This is a genomic window from Phaeobacter sp. PT47_59, from assembly GCF_028890025.1.
Lineage (GTDB): Bacteria > Pseudomonadota > Alphaproteobacteria > Rhodobacterales > Rhodobacteraceae > Phycobacter.
This window is the reverse complement of record NZ_JARCJL010000006.1, coordinates 141,019-155,375: the sequence shown is the minus strand read 5'-3', so window position 1 is coordinate 155,375 and position 14,357 is coordinate 141,019. Positions and strand designations below refer to the sequence as shown.

At 63.0% G+C, this 14,357-nt stretch carries 15 protein-coding genes; 4 read left to right on the top strand and 11 right to left on the bottom strand.

What is annotated here, in order from left to right; translation table 11 throughout:
• Positions 1–4: 4 nt before the first annotated feature.
• The 5 genes from PXK01_RS07780 to PXK01_RS07760 form a co-directional block, all read right to left on the bottom strand.
• Entirely contained in the window at positions 5–859 is an 855-nt protein-coding gene (locus tag PXK01_RS07780) for an FAD binding domain-containing protein (RefSeq protein ID WP_274859546.1), read from the bottom strand.
• A 421-nt stretch (positions 860–1,280) separates the two neighbouring features.
• A complete protein-coding gene (locus tag PXK01_RS07775; protein WP_274859545.1) occupies positions 1,281–2,468 on the bottom strand; it encodes an MHYT domain-containing protein in 1,188 nt (395 codons plus the stop codon).
• A gap of 179 nt (positions 2,469–2,647) precedes the next feature.
• Complete coding sequence (gene tatC, locus PXK01_RS07770) at positions 2,648–3,574, bottom strand: twin-arginine translocase subunit TatC (RefSeq protein WP_274848225.1); 927 nt, start codon at positions 3,572–3,574, stop codon at positions 2,648–2,650.
• Positions 3,571–4,056 (bottom strand): Sec-independent protein translocase protein TatB, encoded by a 486-nt coding sequence (gene tatB / locus PXK01_RS07765; RefSeq protein ID WP_274848223.1) that lies wholly within the window; start codon positions 4,054–4,056, stop codon positions 3,571–3,573. The genes tatC and tatB overlap by 4 nt, the downstream gene beginning before the upstream one ends.
• A gap of 6 nt (positions 4,057–4,062) precedes the next feature.
• Positions 4,063–4,278 carry a twin-arginine translocase TatA/TatE family subunit gene (locus tag PXK01_RS07760; RefSeq protein WP_274848221.1) on the bottom strand — a complete coding sequence of 72 codons (216 nt, stop codon included), beginning with the start codon at positions 4,276–4,278 and terminating at the stop codon, positions 4,063–4,065.
• 227 nt (positions 4,279–4,505) lie between these two features.
• Here PXK01_RS07760 and PXK01_RS07755 point away from each other — a divergent pair, with 227 nt between their 5' ends.
• On the top strand, positions 4,506–4,826 hold the full coding sequence (locus PXK01_RS07755; RefSeq protein ID WP_274848220.1) for a hypothetical protein: 321 nt from the start codon (positions 4,506–4,508) through the stop codon (positions 4,824–4,826).
• Positions 4,827–4,858: 32 nt separating this feature from the next.
• Positions 4,859–5,536: a helix-turn-helix transcriptional regulator gene (locus PXK01_RS07750; protein ID WP_274848218.1), complete on the top strand. Its 678-nt coding sequence runs from the start codon at positions 4,859–4,861 to the stop codon at positions 5,534–5,536.
• A gap of 85 nt (positions 5,537–5,621) precedes the next feature.
• On the opposite strand, the gene PXK01_RS07745 is transcribed toward PXK01_RS07750, so the two are convergent.
• Complete coding sequence (locus PXK01_RS07745) at positions 5,622–6,164, bottom strand: hypothetical protein (RefSeq protein WP_274859544.1); 543 nt, start codon at positions 6,162–6,164, stop codon at positions 5,622–5,624.
• 439 nt (positions 6,165–6,603) lie between these two features.
• Between PXK01_RS07745 and PXK01_RS07740 the strand changes: the two genes are divergently transcribed.
• Positions 6,604–6,999, top strand: coding sequence for a hypothetical protein (locus tag PXK01_RS07740; protein WP_274859543.1), 396 nt, complete (start codon positions 6,604–6,606; stop codon positions 6,997–6,999).
• Between the two features lie 68 nt (positions 7,000–7,067).
• Here PXK01_RS07740 and PXK01_RS07735 read toward each other — a convergent pair whose 3' ends face one another.
• The 4 genes from PXK01_RS07735 to PXK01_RS07720 form a co-directional block, all read right to left on the bottom strand.
• Positions 7,068–8,171, bottom strand: a complete 1,104-nt coding sequence (locus PXK01_RS07735) for an ABC transporter ATP-binding protein (RefSeq protein WP_274859542.1) — start codon at positions 8,169–8,171, stop codon at positions 7,068–7,070.
• Positions 8,172–8,263: 92 nt separating this feature from the next.
• Positions 8,264–9,313 (bottom strand): methyltransferase domain-containing protein, encoded by a 1,050-nt coding sequence (locus PXK01_RS07730; protein ID WP_274859541.1) that lies wholly within the window; start codon positions 9,311–9,313, stop codon positions 8,264–8,266.
• Positions 9,314–9,409: 96 nt separating this feature from the next.
• Entirely contained in the window at positions 9,410–10,528 is a 1,119-nt protein-coding gene (locus tag PXK01_RS07725; RefSeq protein WP_274859540.1) for a hypothetical protein, read from the bottom strand.
• Positions 10,529–10,532: 4 nt separating this feature from the next.
• Positions 10,533–11,312: an SDR family oxidoreductase gene (locus PXK01_RS07720; protein ID WP_274859539.1), complete on the bottom strand. Its 780-nt coding sequence runs from the start codon at positions 11,310–11,312 to the stop codon at positions 10,533–10,535.
• A gap of 178 nt (positions 11,313–11,490) precedes the next feature.
• On the opposite strand from PXK01_RS07720, the gene PXK01_RS07715 reads away from it, so the two are divergent.
• Entirely contained in the window at positions 11,491–12,501 is a 1,011-nt protein-coding gene (locus tag PXK01_RS07715; RefSeq protein WP_274859538.1) for a Hint domain-containing protein, read from the top strand.
• A 45-nt stretch (positions 12,502–12,546) separates the two neighbouring features.
• On the opposite strand, the gene PXK01_RS07710 is transcribed toward PXK01_RS07715, so the two are convergent.
• Entirely contained in the window at positions 12,547–13,974 is a 1,428-nt protein-coding gene (locus PXK01_RS07710) for a Hint domain-containing protein (RefSeq protein ID WP_274859537.1), read from the bottom strand.
• Between the last annotated feature and the right edge of the window lie 383 nt (positions 13,975–14,357).

The following is a 14,357-nucleotide window of genomic DNA, read 5'->3' as shown; positions in this document are numbered from 1 at the left end:
TCCCTCAGGCCCGCGACCAGGCGCGTTCGATGGCCCGGCGCAGGATGACGCCAGCCACGTGTTTCTTGAATTCAACCGGTCCGCGGTTGTCCTCGGTCGGGTCGATGTCGCCCAGCATGGCACTGACCGCATCCGAGACGGCATCGGCGCCGCAGTCACTGCCGACCAAGGCCGCGCCTGCATCGGCGGAAAACACCGGCGTGTCGCTGAGGTTGGTCATCGCGATCGAGGCCGAGGCGACCTTGCCGTCCACCTTTTCCAGGATCACAGCCGCCGCCGCCGTGGCGTAATCGCCGATCTTGCGTTTTTGCTTTTCATAGGCCTGCCCGCCCTTCGGCGCGGCAAAGGAGATCTTGGTCAGGATCTCGTCATCCTCGCGGTCGGTCATATAGGCCGCCTCGTAGAAGTCGCGCGCCTGAACCTCGCGGGTGCCATCCGGCCCCTGCAGGGTGAAGGTGGCATCCAGGCACTGCATCAGCCCGGGCATATCGTTGCCCGGATCGCCATTGGCCACATTGCCGCCAATGGTGCCCACATAGCGCACCTGCGGATCGGCGATCAGCAGTGCCGCCTCGCGCATGATCGGAGCAGCCGCCGCCAGTTCATCGCTGGTGATCAGCTCGTGCTGGGTGGTCATCGCGCCGATGGTGATGGTGCCACCATCGACAGCGATGCCCTTCAGCTCGGCAATCGCCTGCAGGTCGATCAGATGCGGTACATCGGCCATGCGCAGTTTCATCATCGGGATCAGGCTGTGCCCGCCTGCCATGACGCGGGCATCGTCGCCGTGCTCTTCCAGTACCGCCAGGGCCGCCGCAATACTGCCGGGTCGGTGGTATTCAAACTCTGAGGGTATCATCCGTTTCCTCCCTGAATTCCGGATTGGCCACAGTAAAGGGCGCTGCATGCGCCTGAGCGAGAAGCGGGAAACGACCGCCGAAGCCGGGTTCACGAAATGCGAATGAGCTGCACGAGTTGCGAAAACATGCCCTCCGGACGAATTCACCTTAATGAATACATTTCCTGATTGCATTCCAGCGTGAGTCGACAATCGCATACCGGATGCGCACCACATATCGAGATCCAAACCAGGTAGACCCTGCCCCTTGATCCTCACAGATCCCACTCACCGCAATCCGGGGAAATTCGCCCTGACGTATCAGCATCACGAGGGGGCCTGGACCGAAAGGCACCATCAGACCTGGCCCAGCGCGCGGTGCACGCCTTTGAGGCATTGAAAAGATGTTCAGGGTCTGGATGCGCGAGGATAGACGCCGGGCTTACATGCCCAGACGGGCGCGGACCTCTGCCAGGCGGGACCGGCTGACCGGCACCTTGGGCAGCGCCGGCGTATCGTCGAAATAGCAGACGCCGTTGTCCTTCTTGCGCTCGAAACTGGTGACGTGATCCAGGTTGACCAGATAACTGCGATGGGTGCGGATGAAGATATCGGCGCCGGTGCGGGCCTCCGCCTCGGAAATCGACCAGGGGCAGAACAGCTTGGCATTGCCACTGTAAAGCACGGTGTAATGCCCCTCGGCCCGGATCGCCGAGACATTGTCGGGGCTGATGAAATGGGTGCGGGCATCCGATTCATAGGGAATGCGGCGCTCTGCCTGCGCATCAGGTTTGGGCGTCGCGACGCCACTACTGGCCTGTTCGGCACTGGCTTCGCTGGACTGTCGGCCATTGAGCGCTGCGGCAGAGGGCGCCTCTGCCTGATCCTCCGGCGCCTTTGCTGCCCCGCCGCCCTGCCCGCCCAGGCGGGTGGCGAATGTGGCCCCGGACAACAGGAAACTGCCCGACAGCACAAAGGCCGAAAGCGTCACCCCAAAGGCCAGCACGCCCCGGCTCATCGGGGGGACGAAGGTGGTCTGTTCCTCGGCCAGGGAAAAACCGGTCCCGGCCATGGCAATGAAATGCACCGCAAAGACGGCAATGCCGAACCCGAAGGTGCCCATCACGATATTGCGGGCACTGCGTCGGCCGTAGGACACCTGGAACGACGCCATGCTCAGCGCGATGGAAGCGGCAAAGGCCATCGCCACCTGCGGCACGGTATAGCTCGGCACGCAGAGCTCCATGCCCGACATGCCGATGTAATGCATGGCTGCGATGCCGCTGCCCATGATGACGCCCGCCAGCATGATCTTGGCCCGGGTGCGGGTTCCAAAATGCACGATGAGCAGCGCCAGCCCCATGAAGAGGATCGCCGTCAGCGCCGAAATCAGGGTGACCAGCGGATCAAAGTAATAGGCAACCGGCAGCTCCAGCCCCAGCATCGCCACGAAATGCATCGACCAGATGCCGCTGCCCAGGATCACCGAGGCCACCGAGACCACGATCTTGCGCACCGGCGGCGACATCTGCGAGGCCCCCTGGGTCAGTGACAGGCCGGAAAAGCCCGCAATCAAGGCAATGGTCAAAGATGCCAGGACAAACAGGTAGTTGTGGCTGTAGTCGAGCAAAAGGGCCTCCCTTCCCATTGAGCTCCTATAGCTGCAAGCCGCGCCTGTCCGGCCAAGACCGGGCCGCGCGCCCATAGCATAGACCTATAGTTGAAACCCCGTCACCATCCAATTTTCGCTTGAAACAACAGGGGGCGCAGCCGGTTCGGTTGCGCCCCCTTGGTTTTCTGATCGACGGATTACCTGTCGTCATCCTCCGCGTCGAATTCGGCCATCAGAGGATCCTCTTCATCCTCGTCATCATAATAGCCTTCCTCGCGCAGCTTTTCTTCGCGCTTCTTCTCGACCCGGCCGACCAGGAAGATCGAAATCTCGTAAAGGCCATAGACCACGGTGAAGAGGATCAACTGGGTGATCACATCCGGCGGCGTCACCAGGGCGGCCAGCACCAGGATGGCCACAACCGCATATTTGCGCACCGAGCCCAAGCCTTCGGCGCTGACCAGACCGGCCTTGCCCATCAAGGTCAGCAGCACCGGCAGCTGGAAGCATAGGCCAAAGGCCATGATGAACTTCAGCGTGATATCCAGCGACTCGTTCACCTTGCCAAAGAAGGTGATACGCACGCCCTCGGCGGTTTCCGGCACCACGGCAGCATCGGCCGGCAGGTCATCCACCGCCCCCGACAGCAGGTTGGCAAAGATCGACGAGACATCCGCAAAGCCCAGGAAAAAGGCCATCGCCAGCGGGGTGACGACGAAATGCGCAAAGGACGCCCCCAGGAGGAACATCACCGGCGCCGCGATCAGGAAGGGCAGAAAGGCGTTCTTCTCGCTCTTGTAGAGGCCCGGCGCCACGAAGCGCCACAGCTGGAAGCCGATCACCGGGAAAGACAGCGCAAAGCCGAAGACCATGGAGATGCGGAACAGCGTGAACAGGTATTCCTGCGGGCTGGTGTACTGCAAGGTGGGCGAGGGATCGCCCAGTTCGCGCAGGGTCGCCTCGATTGGCGCCAGGAGGAACTGCAGGATCGGCTCGGCCACGGTGAAGGCCAGCACGATCCCGACGATAAAGGCCCCGACCGCCCGGATCAGGCGGGTGCGCAGCTCGGCCAGATGCTCGATCAGCGGCGCGGAGGAATCCTCGATCTCTTCGGATTGGCTCATGATTTGGTCTCTTTATCCTCAGCAGCGGGGGCAGCGCCTGCCTCCAGCTCCTTTTCGGCCGCCTCGGCATAGGCCAGCGCCTCCTGCGCCTCCTTGGCCTTGCGTTCAGCAGCAGCGCGGGCCGTGGCCGCCTGGATCTTCTTGGCGTCAGCGGCACGTTCTGCGGCCAGCTTGCCGGTTTCGCTGTCTGCGTCAAACTTGGTCGGATCGATGGATTTGGCCATGTCCTGCGCCGCCTCCTTCACCCCGTCCATGGCGGTGCCGACCGGATTGGTGGCGGCCTTCAGCCCCTTGGCCACGTCCTTGACGCCCGCCTCGTCGGCGGCATCGTTCATCGCTCGGCTGAATTCGCGGGCCATGCCCTTGGCTTTGCCCACGAAGCGGCCCACGTTGCGGAACAGCACCGGCAGGTCCTTGGGGCCGACCACGATCAGCGCGACCACCCCGACCACCATAAGTTCGGTCCACCCAAGATCGAACATGGCGGCTTAGGCCTTGTCTTTTTCGGTCTCGGGCGTGATGTCCTTCGCCTCCACGGCGGCGTCCTGCTCGATCTCTTCGGTGCTGTCCTTCACGCCCTTCTTGAAGGCGGTGATGCCCTTGCCGACTTCGCCCATCAGCGAGGAAATCTTGCCGCGGCCAAACAGGACCAGAACCACGACGGCGATCAGCAGAATGCCGGGAAGGCCAATATTGTTGAGCATGTGAGTGTCTCCTTCTTGTCCGGCGTCCATCCGCACCGGTTCATGTCTCTTTCATCCTTGGTTTTACGGGCGCATCCCCGCGTCGCAAAGATGCCGAAGCGCACTGCCGGTGCCCAGCGGGGCGAAAATCGCCTCCATAGGGGCAACACGAAAACCAACTGACAGGTTTATGTCAGTTGGACAGTGCTAGCACCAGCCTGTCACATCAGCAAGGAGACAGAGAAGATATGACCATCCATTCCCCCAACCCCGTGGCCGAAATCGTCACCTTCACCCTGGCACAGGGTGTCACCCCGGACGCCTTTGTGGCCCTCAGCCAGGACAGCGAGGCCTTCGTGCGTGCCCAGCCGGGCTTCATGGTCCGCCGCCTCAGCTGCGGCGCCGATGGCCGCTGGAGCGATCAGGTGGTCTGGCGCGACATGACCTCAGCCAAGGCCGCAGCCGAGGCGTTTCCCAAGCAGCCCTTTGCCGCTGCGCTGATGCAGGCGATTGAGCCCGGCAGCATCGATATGCGCCACGAAGACATCCTGTGGCAGATGGCGGCTTGACCAACCGGTGCGGCGCAGGCCAAGGCTAGGGCATGCGCCGCACCGACCGTCTTTTTGAAATCATCCAGATCCTGCGCGATGGGAAACTGCACCGCGCGCAGGACATTGCCGCGCGGCTGGAGGTCTCCACCCGCACCATCTATCGCGACATGGACACGCTGGTGGCCTCGGGCATACCGGTCGAAGGGGAGCGCGGCGTCGGCTATATGGTGCGCGAGGCGATCACCCTGCCCCCCCTGACATTGACCCCGGAAGAACTGGAAGCGCTGAACCTTGGCATGGCGATCGTCGCCGAGGCCGCCGATGCCGATCTCAAGGCCGCCGCACAATCGCTGGCGGCCAAGGTCGATGCGGTGCTGCCGACGGAAACCATTGCCGAGGCAGAGGCCTGGAAATTCGCCGTCTACCCCTTTGCCGATGCGGCGCGGGGCTTTGCCCAGATGCCGACCTTACGCGCCGCCATCAAGGCGCGTCAGAAATTGCAGATCACCTACCGCCGCATCAATGGCGAAGTGAGCGCGCGCAAGATCCGCCCGTTGCACATGGAGTATTGGGGCCGCGTCTGGACCCTCACCGCCTGGTGTGAGGCCCGCGAGGATTTCCGCGTCTTCCGCGTCGATCTGATTGAGGAGGCCACCGCCCTGCCCGAATTGTTCGTCGATGAACCGGGCAAGAGATTGGCGGATTACGATCCGATGTCCTCGGGTTAGGCTCCCTCAGACCAACGGCACAGGATCACCGGGGCCTGATCACCGGGGCCTGATCACCGGGAGCAAGTCACCGGGGCGCCTGCACCTAGGGCGTTGGGCGCGCCCGCTCGGCCACCCGTGCCCGCGATGCGGCAAGCTGCGCCCGGGCCGCCCGGGCCCGGTCTTGCAACCTGTCCTCGGACACTTCGGGAAGAGCGCCGCAGCGCACGGTGAAGCCCTTCAGATCGGTAAAGATCCATTGGGCAGCGATGAGTTGATAGCTCTTGAGATCCCAGCCCGATTCATCGGTTTCAAACCGCATGCGCCAGTTCCCGCGCACCCGGATTGGCAGCCGCAACCGGCGGATCCGCAGCATGGCATCATGTCCATTCATCGCCGTCCGCAGACCTTCGGTGCGCAGCGCCTTGATCCGCTCAAGCAGCCCGCCGACATCCTGCAGGCGGCGACCGGCAAACAGCACCTCGATCTCTGCATCGGGCTGAACGACGCCCTTGATCAACAGGTCGCCCCGGCCGTTGCGCTGCAGGGTGGGGATGAGTTCCACCGGCACGTCCCGCAGCTCGCGCTTGAACAGGCCCGCGTCCTCGATCAGCGGTGTTATTTCCGTCTTGTCTCTACGTCTGTCCATACTTCGGAAGTCCACGCGTTTAACCCCATGCCGCGCAGGTCCAGGGTGCCAGACAGCGCGCGCTCGCTGAGCAGCTTATCTGATGGCGGTTAATAGGGCATTGAGCAGCCCCCGGCACGGGAAACGGCAGAGAATGACCAGCATTCAGACTTTGAAAACTCTGACACGCCCTATAAATTCAGGGCGGGTCGGCATTTCCGCCGCGTTGGTCCTGGGCAACCTTTGTAATTGATCGCACAGCAATTGGAGAAGAACTGCGGTGATGGACAGGCCAGCCAGCGCGAATTCAACAGATATATTCAATGGGCCAAACCAATGGGGGCATCGCCGCCTGTAAGAACCTGAACGGCCCAACACCCGAAAATCGGCGCGCACCGGAATGCTGCGGTGCAGTGCATTTTGTACAGGTCTTTCCCGGCCCAAAGAAGAAGAGCAATTCATGATCACCAAATTCGCCAAACCCATTCTACCGCTGACCTGCTGCGCCCTGCTGGCCGCCTGCGGCGGGACTCCTGCCAGCAACGAGATGCGTTTAGACAGTGACGGAAATGGCCGTTTCAGTGGCACTGCGGGGGCCGGATGGACGCCGGAAGAGATTCGAACCCAAGTGTCCGCACAGATATGTGGCAACGCGCCTGTGGCCGAGTTCCGTGTCACGGTCCTGGCTACGGCACCGGATTACACGATCATTTCAGGCCGCTGTGCCTCCGGCACAGGCAGCCTATCCACAGTCGGCGTGGGACAGAACCATGTCGCAACGGCGCCCGCAACGGCGGTCACGACACCGGTTGCAAACAATGCCACCTGGGATGGCTCCACCCCCTTCGTGGATTGACCGCTCAGCGCCTCTGACAAAAGGTGGGGAGACATGGCAATGCTCTCGCCTCACCCTCTCTAGCCTCTCTAGCCCTTGGGGAAGACAAAGCACCGGTTGCGCGGCACGGTCAGCCAGAGGACGCGGCCCACTTCGGGCAGAAACACGTTGGGCACCGTCACCTTCAGGAGTGATCCGTCAAAATCCATGCGGAATTCCACCAGGCTTTCGTGACCCAAGAAACGCGCGCGCTCCACCACGCCACGGGCCGGGACGCCATCGCTTGGAGTGGGCAGCGGCCCCTTGCCCGCACGGTCGAAATCGATGCGCACGTGCTGGGGGCGAAAGACGATCTCCACATCGGTGCCATCGGGCACGCCGGGTGCCAGGAACTGCCCAAAGGGGGTTTCGGCCAGGGCACCGTTCACCTGCGCGTTCAACACATTGACGTCGCTGAAAAAGGCCACCGCTGCCTTGTCCACCGGGCGGGTATAGACATTGTAGGGCGCGCCCTGCTGCACGATCCGCCCGCCCCGCATCAGGGCGATTTCATCGGCCATGCGCATGGCTTCCTCGGGTTCATGGGTCACCAGCAAGACCGCCGTGTCCTCTTCGCGCAACAGCGTCAGGGTTTCATCGCGGATGCCATCGCGCAGCCGGTTATCAAGGCCCGAGAACGGCTCGTCCATCAGCATGATACGTGGGCGCGGCGCCAGGGCGCGGGCCAGTGCGACGCGCTGCTGCTCCCCGCCTGACAGCTGGTGCGGGAAATCGTCGATGTATTTCGACAGCGACACCTTGGCGAGCAGCTCTTCTACCCGCGCACGTTTCTGATCCTTGGCGCCCTTCAGGCCGAAGGCCACGTTGTCGGCGACGCTCAGATGCGGAAACAGCGCGAAGTCCTGGAACATCAACCCGATCTCGCGCCGCTCGGGCGGCACTCGAAAGATGGTGTCGCAGATCAGCTTGCCATCCACATAGATCTCGCCCTCGTCCTGCATCTCGACGCCGGCGATCATGCGCAGGGTGGTGGACTTGCCGCAACCCGAAGGACCCAAAAGGCAGGTCACCTGCCCCGCCTGGATGGTGAGCGAGACATCATCCACCACCGCGCGCCCGTCAAAGAACCGCCGGATATTGCGGATTTCGAGACGGGGAACCGGGCGGGAGGGAGGGACAGATGCGGCGCTCATGGGCTCTCTTGTTCAAGCCGATCAAAACAATCGGAATTACCCGCAGATAGCAACCCCATGGGTCGCACGCAAGAGTGCCGTCCCCTGCCGCCCTAGCAGCAGGAGGCCGCAGCTCCCCCTTCGTCGAAACCATTGAAGGGCGAGGCGCCGCCGCAGCCTGCAAAGATCCCGTAATGGGTGGAGAAATCACCGATGAAGTCGAAATGCGGCGCAAGCCGCGTGTCCTGCAGCATCATCCAGGTGTTGCCACAGACCGGGAAGACCTTGCCGGTCTCGATCACGTGGTGATCGTCCAGCGTCAGCGCGTGGGGGGCATGCGGAATGGTGCCCTTGTAGATCACCGCCTGGCCATAATCCTCGCAATCGGGTTCCAGCTGGGGCAGTTTGAACAGCCGATAGGTGGCCGAGAGGAACTTGAGCGGTGCTACCCGCGCTTCCAGCTTTGGGTTTTCGATGGTCAGGGGGCGGGCTGTCACCATGCGCGGATCGTTGAACCCGGCCTCCCGCGCAAGGCGCAGGAAATCATTCCAGTACAGCGCGCCGGACAGGCATTCACCGTACAGGACCTCGTCCCGCGCCATGGCTTCGGGCACGCGACGGTCGGCGTAGACGTCCGAGAAATACATCTCGCCGCCCTCCTTCAAGAGCCGATGCGCCCCGCGCAGCACCGCGCCCTTGTCGGTCGCCAGGTTGATCACGCAGTTGGAGACGATGACGTCAAAGGAGCCCGGCTCAAGATCCAGCTCATCCAGCTGTTCGATATAGCCGTGGTGGAATTCCACATTGCTGGCGCCATGGCCAAAGGCCGCCGCGTGATAGTCGCGGTGGCGCGTCGCCACCTCCAGCTGGGCCGGGGTCATATCGACGCCGACGACGCGGCCCTTGTCCCCGACCATGGCCGAAAGCGCATAGACATCGCGCCCGGCACCGCAGCCCAGATCCAGAACCGAGGCGCCTTCCAAGGCTTCCGGCGCAATCAACCCGCAGCCGTAATAGCGCGTCAGCACCTCGTCATGGATCTGTGACAGGATCGCCTTCACGTGATCCGGCATATCGTCCGGCGTGCAGCAGGCATTGGTTTGCAGATCCTCGCTGCCCTGCAGGACCTCGCCATAGTAATTCTGCACGCTTTCATGGTTCATGTCCGGCCCTTTCACGGTGTTTTCCGGCTCATGGGTATCGCGCGCGCCTGCCCCGGACAAGCGGCAGAGCGCCGCAGTGACGCAAGCGTGAAGCCCCTAGCCCGTCAGCTCGAACGCCGCCTCGGCCCGCTCGGTGCCGTTGACCAGGATCTCGATCCGGTGCGCGCCCGGAACAAGGGTAAAGGTGGTGGCATCCCCCTTCATGCGATGGCGTTTTGAAAGGGTCAGCTGCCCTTTCTTCAGATGCGCCTGTTTCAGCTTGAACACCTTGGCCGAGGTCTTGCCGCCGGGGCGCTGGAAATGCAGGCGGTAGTCCACCAGAACCGGCTGATCCTCTGGCCCCGCCAGATCGACCGAGAAGCACAGCGCCTCGCCAATGGGCACAGATGTGGCCTCCAGCGTGATCTGAGCCGTGACCGGTGCCTCCGGGTCATAGCCCAAGAGGCCCAGCGCGCCCGGATGACCCGCCTTGACCAATCCCCGGCAGGCGTGGCGTGTCATCCAGTCCATCTCTTTCCCGGTCTGTAGACCTGCATCGCCCCAGCGCCGCAGGGTGTCGACCACCAGATCCGGATCCTTCCTGGCAATGTCATTCAGATGATTGGCGACCGAGCGGGTGACAAACCGGGTGCTGTCCCCATGAAGATGGTCGAGCAGCGGCAAGGGCGCGCGCAGGTCCAGCCCAATTCCCAGGCCCCAGGGCAGGCGTGGCCGGGTGCCTTCGCTGACCAGACGACGCACGTGGTAATTTTCGTGGCGCGCCCAGTCCTGCATCCGCGTGAGGGTCAGATCCGGCCAGCGGTTCAGCATGGGCCGGATCGCGTATTCCATGGAAAACCGCTGGGTCAGCGCCTCCAAGAGATCCAGCGTCAGATCGGGATGATCCTCAATCCCCTTGGCGATGACGAATTCCCCCAAGGGGGCAAAGATGAAATCGCCAAAATCATCATCGCTCTTGCCCGGATCCAGCGGCGGCGGCAGCGCCGACAGCAGAACCGGAGCGACCTCGGGCAGCGGGCCGCTGTAGTGGCCTGCCAGCACCTCGGCAATCCAATGGATGCGCTGTTTCAACTCCAGCTCAGGGAAACGCGCCATCACCTGCGCCTCGAACCCGTCTGCATCAAACCCCGGATCGGCAGCTGCAAAAAGACCCGCCAGGTAGCGGGTCTTTTCCAGGTTGAACAGCTGGTCCTTCAGGGAAAACCCGCTGGCCATGTGATTACAGGGTCATATTGGTGGCGCCGCCATCCAACAGCACGTTCTGACCCACGATAAAGCCCGCGTGCTGGGAACACAGGAAGGCACATGTGGCGCCGAATTCCTGCCGCGTGCCATAGCGGCCTGCGGGAATGGTGGCGGCGCGCTGTGTCTTGGCCTCTTCAATCGAGATGCCCTGCTGGCTGGCAACCCCGGTGTCCAGCGACACGGCGCGGTCGGTGGCATGGATGCCGGGCAGAAGGTTATTGATGGTGACCCCCTTGCCCGCAACCTGCCGCGAGGTGCCCGCCACATATCCCGTCAGACCCGCACGCGCCGAGTTCGACAGCCCCAGCACCGCGATCGGCGCCTTCACCGATTGCGAGGTGATATTGACCACCCGGCCCCAGCCCCGCTCCATCATGCCGGGCAGAAGCGCCTTCATCAGGGCAATCGGTGCCAGCATGTTGGCGTCCAGCGCCTTGATGAAATCCTCGCGCTCCCAGTCGGACCACATGCCGGGGGGCGGGCCGCCCGCGTTGGTGACCAGGATATCGACAGTACCTGCAGCATCCAGCACCGCCTTCTGCCCCTCTGGCGTTGTGACATCCGCCACGACGGTTTCGACCTCAACGCCATAGGCGTCGCGGATGCCCTGTGCCGCCGCCAGCAGCGCCTCTTCACCGCGGGCGTTCATCACCAGGTTCACACCGGCTTCGGCCAGCGCCTCGGCACAGCCAAGACCCAAGCCCTTGCTGCTGGCACAGACCAATGCGCGCTTGCCTGCAATTCCAAGATCCATGTTCGTCCTCCATCGGGATTTTGCGTTTCCGGGCGGAGATTGCACGTTCCGCATCGGAATGACCAGCCCGTGCGGCCTGCCCTGTCGCCGGTCGGAATTTCTGCCCCATCCGGCCTGTTTCATGCCACAATTGAACTGTATTCCGAAACAAGGCCCAGATCAGGACAGGAGGCCCCACGTGACAGAGGCGCGCACCGCCACCCGCTCTATCCCCGCCTACCCGGCCGAGGCCTTCCGGGTGGAGACCGGCGCCAATGCCGGTGATGCCTTGGGCGTGCTGGAAGATCTGGTGCTGGACGATGTCTATGCGCTGGCAGGCAAGACCCCGGCCCGCCGCCTGTCCCTGGTCAGCCACGCGGACGGCAGGTTTTCCGTTGGATCCGACACCGAGCTGGGCCGCCCCGGCGCAGCCCTGCATCTGGATTGCGCGCTCACCCTGATGCCCGAAGCAGGCCCCAATGTGGATGCGCTGGTGATGGTCGAGGTAGACGGCGACGGCATGATCGCGGGCATCACCCTGTTGCCGCTTGCCCCGCTGACGCCCGAGACCGGCTATACGCTGTTGAGCGCCGAGCGCAGCGGCGCCCGTGCGCGGCTGGCACAGATGGCCGCTGTCTCTTTCACGCGCGGCACCCATATCACCCTGGCCACCGGCGCCCAAAGACCAATCGAAGACCTGCACCCCGGCGATCGCATCCTCACCCGCGACGATGGCGTGCAAGAGCTGCGCTGGATCGGCCAGACCACCAGCCGCGCAACAGGCGCCATGGCCCCGATCCTGATCCGCAAGGGCACGCTCAACAATGCGCGCGATCTGCTGGTCAGCCCCGACCACCGGCTGATGCTCTACCAGCGCCATGACGCGCTGGGGGCGGGCACGCCCGAGCTGCTGATCCCCGCCCGCCACCTGGTGAACGGCGACAGCGTGGTGGTGCAGGACGGCGGCTTTGTCGATTACTTCCAGCTGCTGTTCGACCGTCATCACATCGTCTATGCGGAAGGCATTGCCGCCGAAAGCCTGTTCCTGGATCCGGTGACCGAACCAGCCCTGCCGCCCGAGCTGTTGGAGCGTCTTGCAGAAGCATCGCTCCCCCACCAGCGCCGCGACAGCCATGGACTGGATGTGCCACGCCCGCTTCTGGACAGACCTGACCTGGTGGAGCTGCTGAAGCGGGCCTCACTGCGGTAGACCGCCTGGGGCAGACCCTATGGGATATTCGAGCCTGAACAGCCGTCAGGTGCCGCGCATCAACCGGCTTTCATGGGCCTTCAGCGCATAGCGCGCGGTCGGGCCATAATCCGCGATCTGCGCCATCAGCTCCAGCACCTCGGCACGGGTATCGGCGTCAAAGGCATCAAGGGTTTCCGCCCCCGGATGATAGCTTTCGCTATCCAATCCGTTGCCACAGATGATTTCATGCTGATCAAACAGCAGATGCACATAGGTCACGGGGCGACCATCTGCCCGCAGACGGATCGTCCGGTCGTTCACCAGGTGCTTTGCCTTGACCAGGACCTCGGACTGGCCAAACAGCAGCTCGGCCAGTTCGGACGAGATCAACACCCGGTGATTGGGCGACAGGGCGATGGCGTCATGCCGACCCAGCGCATTGGCGGCGATGACAACCGGCGCAGAGCGCCCCGTCGCCCGCCGCCGACTGCGGCCGATCCAGCGCAGCGGTTGCAGGCCGTGATCGCGGGTCTGAACTCGCATGCCGACCTCCAGCTCCTCGACGGGTACGGGGCCAAGCTCGGTCTCGATCCAGGTTCCTGCCACGAAACAGGGCGGCGGTCCCACCACGGTCTTGACCTGAACTGTCCCGGTGTCGCTGTTCCCCAGATCGTCCTTCACCGTGTAGGTGAAACTGTTGATCTCATTGACGCTGCTGTCATTGGTGATCGACAGCGTCCCATCGCCATTGAGGGTCACCACCTCGCCCGACGGCAGGGTGACCGATCCGCCAGCGGCAACCGGCTGCCCGGCAATATGGGTGATGGCCAGGCTGCTGCCCGCGCCGTGGCTATCGTTTTCCAGGACGTTCAGCACCTCGGAGCCGTCGCCGGAGATCTGGAACAGATCATCCGTGGCCACCAGGGTGGGATCAAACGGCCCTTCCAGCGTGTCGATATCCGTGTTCCAGACCAGATCCCCCAGAAGCCCGCCACCGGGCAGCCCGGTGAAATCAAGCGTCATGGTGGTATAGAGATCGCCAACCGCCTCCGCTCCGGAGAGGTTCACGATACCGGTGTAGGTCGCGGTGATATTGCCCGATAGGCTCTCATATTCGGGAGCCAGCTTGAAGGGAAACCCGTTCAGGGAGCTGGGCGTCGATCCCCCGCTCGGATCGTCATCCATGGCGAAGGTCGTATCGAAGACCGAATGGGCCGGAACAAGGTCGATCTGCAACGAGGCCAGCGGCTTGGTCGTGGTCAGCTCGTGCCAATCGTAGTCGAAGAACATATCGATGTTCTCGCCCGTCGCGCCACCATTGGTATAGGGGTCCAGCGCCTTCCAGGTCAGAACCTCGCTGGTGCCATCGGCATAGGTCGCGGTGATCTGCGCCCCCTCCAGATCCACCCCGCGCGAAGAGGTATCCGCACGCACGCCATAGGCGGTTTCGCGCGGATCTTCTGCAAGGCGGATGATATCAACCGTGGGCACGAGGCGGGTGTCTTTCTAATGGGCAGTGACGGCACCGACCCTGAAACCGGACCGCCGACATTGCGTCACGTTCTTAAACCTAGTGACCGTCTATGAACGCAAAGTAAGAGCGGAGCATGGCATAAAGGCAGCCGAATTTGGGCGATGCTGGCCTCAGCCCGGCCAGGGATGCGGTGCAAAAGGACCTGCGAATTGCCGGAACAGACAGCCATCCAGCAGGTCGCCAGTGACGAATACCCCCCATAGGCCGCCAGGCTGTGAAGACGGGCCCTCAGTCCGAAAAGCCACCCAGTGCGAAAAATGCGCATCTATTGATGAGTCTACGCGTATACTCCGCAAAATACCCGCGCCATGAAGGTGTTTTGCGTAATCTGCGCATCGGA